The following is an 11,778-nucleotide window of genomic DNA, read 5'->3' as shown; positions in this document are numbered from 1 at the left end:
AGAGGTGTATAAGAGACAGGGTTACTGACGAGTAGCATTCGAGGGAAACGTGCCCGTGTCGGCGACCCTTGTTCGGTCCGGCGTGCCACCCCGGCGCGAAGACCGAATCACGGTCGAATAGGAGGCTCAAGTGCCCCGTGAAGTTCGCGACGTCGTCTTCGTCGACGGCGTCCGTACCCCGTTCGGCAAGGCGGGTGGCATGTACGCCAACACCCGCGCCGACGACCTGGTGATCCGCTGCATCCGGGAGCTGCTGCGTCGCAACCCGCAGCTGCCCCCGGAGCGGGTCGAGGAGGTCGCCATCGCGGCCACCACCCAGATCGGCGACCAGGGCCTCACCATCGGCCGCACCGCCGCCCTGCTGGCCGGGCTGCCCAAGACCGTCCCCGGCTTCGCGATCGACCGGATGTGCGCGGGGGCGATGACCGCGGTCACCACCGTGGCCAGCGGCATCGCCATGGGCGCGTACGACATCGCCATCGCCGGTGGCGTCGAGCACATGGGCCGTCACCCGATGGGTGAGGGCGTCGACCCCAACCCGCGGATCATCGCGGAGAAGCTGGTCGACCCGTCCGCCCTGGTGATGGGTGCCACCGCGGAGAACCTGCACGACCTGGTCCCGCACATCACCAAGGCACGCACCGACGCGTTCGCGCTCGCCTCGCAGCAGAAGACCGCCAAGGCGTACGCCAACGGCAAGCTCCAGGACGACCTGGTGTCGATGTCGATCCGGGACGCGGAGGGCGGCTGGGGTCTGGCCACTGTGGACGAGGCCCCGCGGGACACCTCGTTGGAGAAGCTGGCCACCCTGAAGACCCCGTTCCGCCCGCACGGCAAGGTCACCGCGGGCAACGCGGCCGGCCTGAACGACGGCGCCACCGCGAGCCTGCTGGCCGACGAGGCCACCGCCCGCGAGCTGGGCCTCCCGATCGCCATGCGGCTGGTGTCGTTCGGGTTCGTCGGCGTCGAGCCGGAGGTGATGGGTGTCGGCCCGATCCCGTCCACGGAGAAGGCGCTGCGCCTCGCCGGGCTCAGCATCGACGACATCGGCCTGTTCGAGCTGAATGAGGCGTTCGCCGTGCAGGTGCTCGCCTTCCTGGACCACTTCGGCATCGCCGACGACGACGCGCGGGTCAACCCGTGGGGTGGCGCGATCGCCATCGGGCACCCGCTGGCCTCATCCGGCGTGCGGCTGATGACCCAGTTGGCCCGCCAGTTCGCCGAGCACCCCGAGGTCCGCTACGGCCTCACCGCGATGTGCATCGGCATCGGCATGGGCGGCACGGTCATCTGGGAGAACCCGCACTGGGAGGGTGGCAACAAGTGAAGGCACCGAACGAGGTTGTCACCCGGGCGCTGCTGCGCCAGGTGAACGTGCCGGGGCTGGACCGGCCCGCGGCCCTGATCACGCTGGACAACGGCCTCGACCACACCAAGCCGAACACCTTCGGCCCGGGTGGGCTGGCCAGCCTGGACGAGGCGATCACCGCCGCGCTCGCCGCCGACCCGGCGTTCATCGCGGTCACCGGCAAGCCGTACATCTTCTGCGTGGGCGCGGACATCGTCGGCCTGCCGCAGCTCGCCGACCGCGCGCAGGCGCTGGAGATCGGCCGGCTCGGCCACCGGGTCTTCGCCCGGCTGAAGGACAGCACCGTCCCCACCTTCGCGTTCGTCAACGGCGCGGCGATGGGCGGCGGCCTGGAGTTGGCGCTGCACTGCCACTACCGGACGCTCTCCGGTGGCGCGGCGGCCCTCGCGCTGCCCGAGGTCTCCCTCGGTCTGGTGCCGGGCTGGGGTGGCACCCAGCTGCTGCCGAACCTGATCGGCATCCCCGCCGCGACCCAGGTGATCATCCAGAACCCGCTGATGCAGAACAAGATGCTCAAGCCGAAGCAGGCCGCCGAGCTGGGCATCGCGGACATCCTGCTGGAGCCGGCGGACTTCCTGGAGCGGTCCCTGGAATGGGCGGCCGGGGTCGTCCGGGGTCAGGTCACCGTAACCCGGCCCGCTGTCGACAAGGACATGTGGGCGGGGGTGCTCTACTTCGCCCGGGAGACGCTCAACCAGCGGCTGCACGGCGCGGTTCCGGCCGCGTACAAGGCCCTCGACCTGCTGGAGACGGCGAAGGACGGCGACTTCGCCGCCGGCACCGCCGCCGAGGACGAGGCCCTCGCGGACCTGGTCTTCTCCGAGGAGCTGCGCAGCGGCCTGTACGCGTTCGACCTGGTGCAGCGGCGGGCCAAGCGCCCGGCCGGCGCGCCGGACAAGGGCCTGGCCCGCACGATCACCAAGGTCGGTATCGTCGGCGCCGGCCTGATGGCCAGCCAGTTGGCGCTGCTGTTCGCCCGCCGCCTCCAGGTGCCGGTGGTGATGACCGACCTCGACCAGTCCCGGGTGGACAAGGGCGTCGGCTACGTGCACACCCAGATCGAGAAGGCCGTCACCAAGGGCCGGATGGACAAGAACACCGCCGCCAAGCTGTACGGCCTGGTCAGTGGCACTGTCGACAAGAGCGCCTTCGCCGACGCGGACTTCGTCATCGAGGCGGTCTTCGAGGACCTGGGCGTCAAGAAGCAGGTCTGGGCCGAGCTGGAGAAGATCGTCTCTCCCGAGGCGGTGCTCGCCACCAACACCAGCTCGCTGTCGATCACCGAGATGGCCGCCGAGTTGGAGCACCCGGAGCGGGTGGTCGGCTTCCACTTCTTCAACCCGGTGGCGGTGCTGCCGTTGCTGGAGATCGTCCGGGGCGAGCGCACCGACGACGTCACGCTGGCCACCGCGTTCGCCGTCGGCAAGCAGCTCAAGAAGTCGAGCGTGCTGGTCAAGGACGCTCCGGCATTCGTGGTGAACCGGCTGCTCACCCGCTTCCTGGGCACCGTCTTCGCCGCCGTCGACGCGGGCACCCCGCTGGACGTGGCGAACAGCGCACTGGACCCGCTGGGCCTGCCGATGCGTCCGCTCGCCCTACTCCAGTTGGTCGGGCCGGCCGTCGCGTACCACGTCGGCGGCACCCTGCACGCCGCGTACCCGGACCGGTTCTCCGTCAGCGAGAACCTTAAGCGGATCGCCGACTCCGGCCGGCCGCTCGTGGTCGACGACCAGGTCAACGAGGAGGTCGCCGCGCTGCTCGTGGTGGGCGACCAGCCGTTGACCGCCGAGCAGGTACGCCAGAACGCCCTCGACGCGCTCGCGCAGGAGATCCGGCTGATGCTGGACGAGGGTGTGGTCGCCGAGGCGCAGGACATCGACCTGTGCATGATCCTGGGCGCCGGCTGGCCGTTCCACCTGGGCGGCGTCACGCCGTACCTGGACCGGACCGGCACCTCTGAGCGGGTCACCGGCCAGCGGTTCCTGCCGCCCGGTGCGGCGAGCCTGCCGGCCTGATCTATCGCGGTACCACAGTCGCGGTGGTCGGACCGTCCCTGTCGGACGGACCGGCCACCGCGACCGTTTGTGATCAGTCGATCGCCGGTTGCGGGTTTCCGCAGGGACATCGGCGGACTCCGCACCGGGTTAGGATCACGCGTTTTGCACACCCATCTTGGAGCTGACTGATGTCCCAGCCGCCGGCCAATCCCTACGGCCCGCCGCACGATTCCCCCGACCCGTCGCAGCAGCCGGGCCAGCAGCCTGGCGGGTGGCCGCCGCAGCAGCAGCAGGGACAACCGCAGCAGCCCGGTGGTTTCCCGCCCGCGCAGCCGGGCTACCCGTCCGCGCAGCCTGGTTTCCCGTACCCGCAGCCGGGTCAGCCGTACGGTGACCCCAACCTGGCTGGTGGCCCGCCGCCGGCGAAGAAGTCGAACGTCGGCAAGATCGTGCTGATCGTGTTGGCAGTGGTGCTGGTGCTCTGCCTCGGCGGCGTGGCGATCACCTGGTTCGCCCTCAAGGGGCCGGTGAACGAAGCACTCGATGCCAGCAAGACCCGGGTGGTCGCGCCGGCCACCCTCGCCGGCCGGCCGAAGCTCACCGACCCGGAGCTGCAAACGGCCGCCGACCAGGCGGCCAATGAGATGAAGTCGGGGTCGACGACCGAGACGAGCGCGGTCGCCGCCTTCTACGGCGACCCGACCAAGCAGGACCTCGTCATGATCGCGGGGATGTCCGCGCTGCTGGCAGACCCGAAGAAGGAGCTCGACGCCTATGTGACCGGGCTGGCCAAGCAGCTGACGGTGGGCGAGATGACGGCCGTCGACGCCGGCCCGCTCGGCGGTGAGGCCCGCTGCGGCGACGGAAAGGCCGAGACCGTGCCGCTGGGCATCTGCGTCTGGGCCGACCGGGGCAGCCTGGGCATGGTGGTGATGTACTTCAAGTCCGCCAACCAGGCGAAGGCCGAGTTCACCGCGATCCGGGGTCAGGTCGAGCAGCAGTCCTGAGCCGTACCAGACCGGGGCCCCGGCCACCCTCGGGTGGCCGGGGCCCCTGCTGCTCCTGAAGCGCGCCGACCGTCCGCCGTCGTCACGGCAGTCACCCGATGGGGCCGCCAAAACTTTGCCCTTGCGCTAACTGTCGTCCCCGGCAACACTTAGTCGCATGGCACAGTATTCGGCGCAGCTCGACGGCGTGTTCGTTGCCCTCGCTGACCCGACCCGGCGCTGGGTCATCCGACGCCTCGGCCACGGCCCGACGAGCGTCGGTGATCTCGCCCGCGAGTTTCCGATGACCCTTCCCTCGTTCATGAAGCACGTGCAGACGCTCGAGTCGAACGGACTGATCCACACGACCAAGACCGGCCGGGTGCGCACCTGCGTGCTCAACCGCGAGCGCCTCGCCGTCGTCGACGACTGGCTCGCGGAGCAGCGCCGAATCTGGGAAGAGCGCACGGATCGCCTGGAACGCCTCGTCACCGATCAGCAGGAGAACCAGCAATGAATCCCGACCTGGACCTGACCATGGCGCGGGTCATCCGTGCCCCTCGCGCCGCCGTGTGGAGCGCCTGGACCGACCCGTCCCGCTTCGAGAAGTGGTGGGTGCCGACGCCGGCCCTGTGCCGCGTCGATCGCTTGGACGCCCGGCCCGGTGGCGCATTGGTAACCCGACTGAGCGAGGACGGGGTGGAGTTCGTCCCGCATCTCGACGCGTGTTTCCTCGTCGTCGACGATCTCGAACGGATCGTGTTCACCAACGTGATCGACAGCGCCTGGCGGCCCGCGAACCCTACCCCGGTACCGATGACCGCGGAGATCACCATGAGAGATCATCCGGACGGCACGGACTACCGGATCATCGTCCGCCACGGTGATCCTGCCGCTCGTGACCTGCACGAGAAAATCGGCTTCGCGGACGGCTGGGGCTCGGTCACCGAACAACTCGCCGGGGTTGCCGAAAGCCGAGGTGCGGCGTGAAGCTCGTCCTTACCGGTCTGCTGCTGGGACGGCGGACCTACGAGGCGTTCGCTCGCGACTGGCCGCAGATCACCGACCCGAACGATCCGTTCACTGAACGGATGAACTCACTACCGAAGTACGTCGTGACCAACACCCTGGCGGAGGGTTGTTGGCACCCGACGACGGTGCTCCGCGGTGACCCGATCCACATCGTCGGGGAGCTCAAGGCGCAGCCAGGACGGGAGCTCCAGATCCACGGGAGCGCACGGCTTGGCAAGGCGCTGTTGTCGGCCGGCCTCGTCGACACACTCCGACTCGTCGTCGCCCCCACCGTGGCCGGTGCCGGGCGTCGGCTGCTCGACCAGCCGTGCGCATCCGTCGGCCTCCGGCTGGTTCACCACGAAGCGACGGCGAACGGTCTGCTCCTGCTCGAGTACGACCATGTCGGCGCCGCCCCGGTGGCGGAATACGAGGGCGCGACGGCCTTCGTCTAGTCACCCGCGCCACGGCACGGCGCGGCCACGGCCTGAATCTCGCGGCCAGGTTCCGCCCCGGCAGCGTGGCACCGGGCACCGGCCACGCGAAGGTGGCCGGTGCCCGGTGCCGTACGTCGACGGTCAGGCCGGTTCGGCAACCTCCGCCGCCGCGGCCCGCGCCGCTGCCGCCGCCGCCCGCTCGGCCGCGTTGCCGAGCACACAGAACTCGTTGCCCTCCGGGTCGGCGAGCACCACCCAACCACCGCCGGTCGGGCTGACCCGGTCGGGGACGAGCGTCGCGCCGATACCGAGCAGTCGCTCGACCTCCTCGGCGCGGGTCCGATCGGCGGGTTGCAGGTCCAGGTGCAGCCGGTTCTTCACCGTCTTACCCTCGGGCACGGCGATGAACAGCACCTCCGGACCGCCCGGCGGCAGGAGCATCGCCTCCGGGTCGCCGGGGAAGTCGTCGGGCTGCCGGGGGCAGTCGAAGACCTGCGCCCAGAAGCCGGCCAGGGCGTACGTGTCGTGACAGTCGAAACTGATGTTGTGGATCGTCGAACTCATGCTTGGTCCTCCACAGTGGTCAGCAGGACAGCTTCCGGGTCACCCGGAACGTCCTCCGGGAGCCGGGCGTAGCCGAGCACCGCCGACCAGAAGCCGGTTAGGGCGTACGTGTCGTGACAGTCGAAACTGATGTTGCGGATCCGTGGATACACGGGTGGTCCCTCCATCTTCGGATGGGGACGCTCCGCCGCCCGGGGTCAGCCTGCGAAGACCAGGGGTGCGGAGCCTTGACTGGTGGACATCAACGCACCCCCCTTCACTCTCTGAGCTGACCCGGTGATCTTGCCAGCGGGTGAGCGTCGCGCGCAACCCCGTTCAGCCGGCGGCGGACACCGTTGCGGGCACCGCCGGGGCGTCCGACGACGGCAGGGTGACAGTCACCTCCAGGCCGCCACCCGACTGCGCGACCACCCGTACGGTGCCGCCGTGCGCCGTGCAGACCGCCCGGACGATGGACAGCCCCAGGCCGGATCCACGGGCACCGGTGCGTTCCCGGCCACCACGCCGGAACGGCTCGAACAACCCCGGCACGTCGGCCTGGTCCACCTCGAAGCCGGTGTTGCCCACCACCAGCCAGGACCGGTCGCCGTCGGTGCCGGTACGCACCCACAGCCGGCCGTGCAGGTGGTTGTAGCGGACCGCGTTCTCGATCAGGTTGCCGGCCAACCGGTCGAGCAGCCCCGGGTCGCCGACGACCGGGGCGGACTCCAGCGACGTCTGCACCCGCAGGCCGATCCGTTCCACCTCACGGCGCATCGCCGACAGCGCGTTGGCGGTGCCCGCGGCGAGGTCACACTCGGTCCGCCGGCCCAACTGCCGCCCGGCCTGCGCCTCGCTGCGGGCCAGCACCAGCAGCGCGTCCACCAGGCCGTTGGCCCGCTCGGAGGCGTCGCGGACCACCGTCGCCATCCGTCGGTACTCGGCGGCGTCCGCCTCATCGTCGCTGAGCGTCACGTCGATCTCGGTGCGCATCACGGCGAGCGGGGTACGCAGCTCGTGCGAGGCGTTCGCCACGAAACGCTTCTGCGCCTCGAAGGCGGACGCGATCCGGTCCAGCATGGCGTCGAACGTTTTGGCCAGCTCCGCCACCTCGTCGTCGGCGCCCGAGTAACCGATCCGCTGGTCCAGGGTCGCCTCACCGAGGCGCTGCGCGGTCGCGGTGACCTGGTGCAGTGGGCGCAACGCCCGGCCGGCCACCGCGTACGCCCCGGCCACCCCGACCACGCTGATCGCCAACAGCGCGACCAGGCCCTTGGCCAGCAGTTCCCCGGAGGCGGCGTCGACCAGTTGCCGCTGCCACTGGGCGGCGTCCATCTGCCGGCCGTCGGAGAGCAGCACTGTCGTGCCGGGCACCAACTCGTCGGTGGGTCGCAACGCGTCGCGGACCAGCAGCCAGGCCAACAGCACCAAGATCGCCCCGGCGCCGATCAGCAGCACCCCGTTGAGCACTGTCAGCCGCAACCGCAGGGTGGGCCGCAACCGCCGGCTCACGGCTGAACCTCGGCGGTGCGGTAGCCCGCGCCGACCACCGTCTCGATCAGCGGCGGGTCGCCGAGCTTCTTGCGTAGCGTCATCACGGTGACCCGGACGATTGTGGTGAACGGGTCGGTGTTCGCGTCCCAGACCCGCTCCAGCAGCTCCTCACTGGAGACCACCGCGCCGCGCGCCTTCAGCAGCTCGCAGAGCACCCCGAACTCCTTGTTGGTGAGGTCCACCGGCACCCCGGCGCGGGTGGCCACCCGGCGGGCCGGGTCGAGCACCAGGTCGGCCAGTTCGAGCACCGGCGGGGCGGCCGGGGTGGCCCGCCGGCCCAGCGCCTGCACCCGGGCGACCAACTCGTCGAAGGCGAAGGGCTTGGGCAGGTAGTCGTCCGCGCCGAGCTGCAACCCCTCCACCCGGTCGGCCACCGTGCCGCTGGCGGTGAGCATCAGCACCCGGGTCAACGCGCCCGAGGCGGCCAGGTCGGCGCAGATCTGATCGCCGTGCACGCCGGGCAGGTCACGGTCGAGCACCACCACGTCGTACCTGGTGATGAACGCCGCCTCGTGGCCGGCGTCGCCGTCGTACGCCACGTCGACCGCCATCCCACGCTTGCGCAACCCGCGTGCGATCGCGTCGGCGAGGTTGCGCTCGTCCTCGACCACCAGTACCCGCATCCCGGCCTCCTCGCTGCTGACCACCGACAACCTAGTGCCGGCCGGCAACCATCGTCCCTCGCCGCCCGCGCCGGCCGGCGTTGCGGGCCACCGCCGCGTACGCGATGCTGGCCGGCGGCACCGAGCGACGGACGGACCTGGCATGACCACTGCGGCACCAATCACCCGGCGGAACATCGCCTACCGGGGTTTCCACCTGTCGACCGACACGGCCAGCGGCAGCGGCGACGGCCTGCACGCCACCGGTCGAGGGCTCACCCTCACCGGCGTCGCCCAGCGGGGCACCTGGACGTCGCCGCCGGTAACTGTCGGCTTCGCCGTCGCCGAGGTGGTGCCGTCCTGGACGGCGGACACCCCGGACGGCTGCTGGATCGAGGTCGACCTGCGCGGCTGGCACGACGACGCGCCCAGCACCGACTGGTACCGGCTGGCCCGTTGGGCGGCCGACGACCGGGTGGTACGTCGCACCTCACTGCCCGGGCAGCGCGACGGTGCCGCCCGGGTCGACACCGACACCCTGATCGTCACCGGTGCGACGGTCACCGGTTGGCAGGCGCGGGTGACGTTGTGTCGGCCCGCCGGCAACCCGGCCGGCCCGGTGCTGCGCAGCATCGGCGCGGTCGCCACCGGGCCGAACCCGACCGAGCAGGGGTACGAGCGGGCATCCGCCTCGACCCCCGCCCGTGGCATCGTGCTGGACGTGCCCCGCTACTCGCAGCGGCTGCACGCCGGCCAGTACCCGCAGTGGGGTGGTGGCGGCGACTCCTGGTGCAGCCCCACCTGCACCTCGATGGTGCTCGCCTACTGGGGTGCCGAGCCGACGCCGGACCGCTACGCCTGGGTGGAGCCGCCCGACCCGCGGCCGGTGGTGGTGCACGCCGCCCGACACTGCTACGACCACGCGTACGCCGGCGCCGGCAACTGGCCGTTCAATACCGCGTACGCCGGCCTGCACGGGGTGGAGGCGTTCGTCACCCGACTGCGGTCGCTGGTCGAGGCGGAGGCGTTCATCGCCGCCGGCATTCCCCTGATCGTCTCCGCCGCGTTCCGGGCCGACGAGGTGCCGGGGCTCGGGTACGACACCGCAGGGCACCTGATGGTGCTGGCCGGCTTCACCGCCGACGGCGACCCGGTGCTCAACGACCCGTACGCCCCGGACGACGACGCGGTCCGTCGTACCGTGCCTCGGCAGGGTTTCGAGGCGGTCTGGCAACGCGGCAGCGGCGGGGTGGCGTACGTGCTGCGACCCGCGTCGGTGCCGCTGCCCCCGCCGCCCACCCAGGCCAACTGGTGATCAACCGACCAGTTTCCAGAGCTGGTAGGAGCTGGGTGCGGCGGTACTGCACACCAGGTAACCGGTGATCGCCTGACAGTCCCCGGTGGCATCGGGCAACACGTCCACAGTGCGCACCGCTCCGGCGCCGATGTCCAACTCGCCGACGAGCACCCCACCGTCGGGAATTCGACGTAGGCCGACCAGCCGACCGCCGACACCGAGCTGGTACAGCTCCCACCGGCCCAGGTCGGCCAACTGCCGGCCGGTCAGCGGGTCGAGCACGATGTACTGCCCCAACGGACCGGCGCCGCTGACGTTGGCCATCAACCTGCCGTCGGTGGGCCAGGCCCACCCCCACTGGCCGCTGCGCCAGCGCACCTCGCCGGTCGCGCGGTCGAGCGCCTGCAGTTCGGCGTTGCCGGTGCGCATACACAGGACGGGGCCACAGTCCAGCGCGAAGTCAACGTTGACCCTGGTGCGGGTCCAGCGTCGGTCGAGCCGGTCCAGTCCGTACGCGGTGACAGTGCCCGACCCTCTGTCGATGGCCAACAGCAGGTCGTTCATCACGTCCAATCCGATCGGACCACCGTCGGGCGGACGCAGGTCGGCGCGGGCCAGCACCGCGCCGGTGATCGCGTCGCGTACCTCGACCGGCCCGTCCAACTGGTTGAGCACCACCCGGTCCACCCCGTTCTCGGTGCCCCGCACGTTCAGGTCGGCGCTGATGCCGGACAACTGCCAGCGCACGGTGCCGCAGCACGGATCGACAACGCGCAGGCTGGACCGTTCGGTCTCGCCGCCGCTGCGCAACAGCAGGTTGCCGTCGGTCAACTCGATGACGGTGCCCGGCTGCTGCCACCGGTACGCTCCGGTCGCCCGGTCCAGTGCGAGGGTGCGGGCTTCCCGACCCTCCGGGCCGATCTCGTACCCGGTAGCCAGCAGCATCCCGGACAGCGACGTCATTCCCCAGTACCGGGCCTCCGACGACAGCGGCACCTGCCAGATCGGCTCACCGCCGGACAGCCGATACGCGGCCAGCCGCCCCTCCTGCGTCGGGTTTGACGGCTCCATCACCAGCAGGAGATCACCATCGATCATGACGTCGGACCCGGACCTGGCCGCCAGCGTCACCGGCGCCGGCCGAGACGGCGGCACCGCGGCGGCGGCGAGCGTGACCAGCGCGAGCAACACGACCAACGCGCAGCGCAGCGGGCGACCGTGCGCACGGGGTGGGCGGGGCAGCGGGTTTCGGTCCGAACCGTCACGCAGCTCACCGAGGTCGATCACCGAGTCGCTCACCGCGTCAACCTCCATAGCGCCGTCGTGCCGTCGAGACGCTCGCAGAGCAGGACCGGCAGGGACGCCTGGCAGCTACCGGCGATGCCCGGCAGCACGTCCACGATCCGCGATCGACCGGCCACCAGATCGAGTTCGGCGACGACCATCCGACCGCCGTCGGTCCGTCGCACACCGACCAGCGGATCGTCCGGCCGGCCTACCGGCAGCAGGCTCCACGTACCCAGCTCGATTCGTACCTGTCCGGTCGCCGCGTCCCGCATCGTGTATCCCCAGCCGGGCCTGACCATCAGCAACCGGCCCTGCCGGACGTCGGCCAGATTGTCCTGTCCGAGTTCCGACCAGCGCACCCCGCCGGTGGCCGGGTCGAGCACCTGGACGCCGCCGGTCTGCGGGACCGCACACAGCAGACCACCGCAGCCGAGCACATGCGACACCAACGTCACCTCCGCCGTCCACAGTGGCTCCAGCTCGGCCAGCCCGAAGCTCACCAGCCGGGTGCTGCCGGGCGGGACGAGCAGCAGCAGTTCGTCGACGACGTGCACCCGCTGGTACGCCGACCGGTCACCGGGCAGCGTATCGACGCTGCGCAGCAGGTGGCCGGTGTCGGCGTCGTGCACCTGCACCTCCCCGGTCGGTTGCAGGAGCACGAACCGGTCGACCCGGCCCTCGGAATTGCGGTGGAA

At 70.9% G+C, this 11,778-nt stretch carries 13 protein-coding genes; 7 read left to right on the top strand and 6 right to left on the bottom strand.

Features of this window, described 5'->3' with window-relative positions:
• The first annotated feature begins 130 nt into the window (after positions 1 to 130).
• The 6 genes from DLJ59_RS16470 to DLJ59_RS16445 all read left to right on the top strand — a co-directional run bounded on the left by DLJ59_RS16470 (position 131) and on the right by DLJ59_RS16445 (position 5,818).
• On the top strand, positions 131 to 1,327 hold the full coding sequence (locus tag DLJ59_RS16470; RefSeq protein WP_124773524.1) for a thiolase family protein: 1,197 nt from the start codon (positions 131 to 133) through the stop codon (positions 1,325 to 1,327).
• A complete protein-coding gene (locus DLJ59_RS16465; RefSeq protein WP_124773523.1) occupies positions 1,324 to 3,384 on the top strand; it encodes a 3-hydroxyacyl-CoA dehydrogenase NAD-binding domain-containing protein in 2,061 nt (686 codons plus the stop codon). The genes DLJ59_RS16470 and DLJ59_RS16465 overlap by 4 nt, the downstream gene beginning before the upstream one ends.
• 170 nt (positions 3,385 to 3,554) lie before the next feature.
• Positions 3,555 to 4,373: a hypothetical protein gene (locus tag DLJ59_RS16460; protein WP_124773522.1), complete on the top strand. Its 819-nt coding sequence runs from the start codon at positions 3,555 to 3,557 to the stop codon at positions 4,371 to 4,373.
• 157 nt (positions 4,374 to 4,530) lie between these two features.
• Positions 4,531 to 4,869 carry an ArsR/SmtB family transcription factor gene (locus DLJ59_RS16455; protein WP_124773521.1) on the top strand — a complete coding sequence of 113 codons (339 nt, stop codon included), beginning with the start codon at positions 4,531 to 4,533 and terminating at the stop codon, positions 4,867 to 4,869.
• Positions 4,866 to 5,342 (top strand): SRPBCC domain-containing protein, encoded by a 477-nt coding sequence (locus DLJ59_RS16450; protein ID WP_124773520.1) that lies wholly within the window; start codon positions 4,866 to 4,868, stop codon positions 5,340 to 5,342. Before DLJ59_RS16455 ends, DLJ59_RS16450 begins: the two co-directional genes overlap by 4 nt.
• Complete coding sequence (locus DLJ59_RS16445) at positions 5,339 to 5,818, top strand: dihydrofolate reductase family protein (RefSeq protein WP_208648723.1); 480 nt, start codon at positions 5,339 to 5,341, stop codon at positions 5,816 to 5,818. The genes DLJ59_RS16450 and DLJ59_RS16445 overlap by 4 nt, the downstream gene beginning before the upstream one ends.
• Before the next feature lie 123 nt (positions 5,819 to 5,941).
• On the opposite strand, the gene DLJ59_RS16440 is transcribed toward DLJ59_RS16445, so the two are convergent.
• From DLJ59_RS16440 to DLJ59_RS16425, 4 genes are all read right to left on the bottom strand, one after another.
• Positions 5,942 to 6,364 (bottom strand): VOC family protein, encoded by a 423-nt coding sequence (locus DLJ59_RS16440; RefSeq protein ID WP_124773518.1) that lies wholly within the window; start codon positions 6,362 to 6,364, stop codon positions 5,942 to 5,944.
• Positions 6,361 to 6,531, bottom strand: a complete 171-nt coding sequence (locus DLJ59_RS16435; protein ID WP_208648722.1) for a VOC family protein — start codon at positions 6,529 to 6,531, stop codon at positions 6,361 to 6,363. The genes DLJ59_RS16440 and DLJ59_RS16435 overlap by 4 nt, the downstream gene beginning before the upstream one ends.
• Positions 6,532 to 6,679: 148 nt before the next feature.
• Positions 6,680 to 7,855, bottom strand: coding sequence for a sensor histidine kinase (locus DLJ59_RS16430; RefSeq protein WP_124773517.1), 1,176 nt, complete (start codon positions 7,853 to 7,855; stop codon positions 6,680 to 6,682).
• Positions 7,852 to 8,520 carry a response regulator transcription factor gene (locus DLJ59_RS16425; protein WP_124773516.1) on the bottom strand — a complete coding sequence of 223 codons (669 nt, stop codon included), beginning with the start codon at positions 8,518 to 8,520 and terminating at the stop codon, positions 7,852 to 7,854. The genes DLJ59_RS16430 and DLJ59_RS16425 overlap by 4 nt, the downstream gene beginning before the upstream one ends.
• Positions 8,521 to 8,662: 142 nt before the next feature.
• Here DLJ59_RS16425 and DLJ59_RS16420 point away from each other — a divergent pair, with 142 nt between their 5' ends.
• The gene (locus tag DLJ59_RS16420) at positions 8,663 to 9,814 is read left to right on the top strand and encodes a peptidase C39 family protein (RefSeq protein WP_244236067.1); all 1,152 of its coding nucleotides are present in this window, start codon (positions 8,663 to 8,665) and stop codon (positions 9,812 to 9,814) included.
• On the opposite strand, the gene DLJ59_RS16415 is transcribed toward DLJ59_RS16420, so the two are convergent.
• Both DLJ59_RS16415 and DLJ59_RS16410 read right to left on the bottom strand, forming a co-directional pair.
• Positions 9,815 to 10,867 carry an outer membrane protein assembly factor BamB family protein gene (locus DLJ59_RS16415; RefSeq protein ID WP_425271431.1) on the bottom strand — a complete coding sequence of 351 codons (1,053 nt, stop codon included), beginning with the start codon at positions 10,865 to 10,867 and terminating at the stop codon, positions 9,815 to 9,817.
• Between the two features lie 224 nt (positions 10,868 to 11,091).
• Positions 11,092 to 11,778, bottom strand: a 687-nt coding sequence (locus DLJ59_RS16410) for a PQQ-binding-like beta-propeller repeat protein (protein WP_148096952.1), incomplete at its 5' end; no start/stop codon positions are given.

Source organism: Micromonospora inaquosa (genome assembly GCF_003857055.1).
Classification (GTDB): Bacteria; Actinomycetota; Actinomycetes; order Mycobacteriales; family Micromonosporaceae; genus Micromonospora; species Micromonospora inaquosa.
Note: the sequence above shows the minus strand (reverse complement) of the source record. Positions and strands in the feature narration are given on the sequence as shown.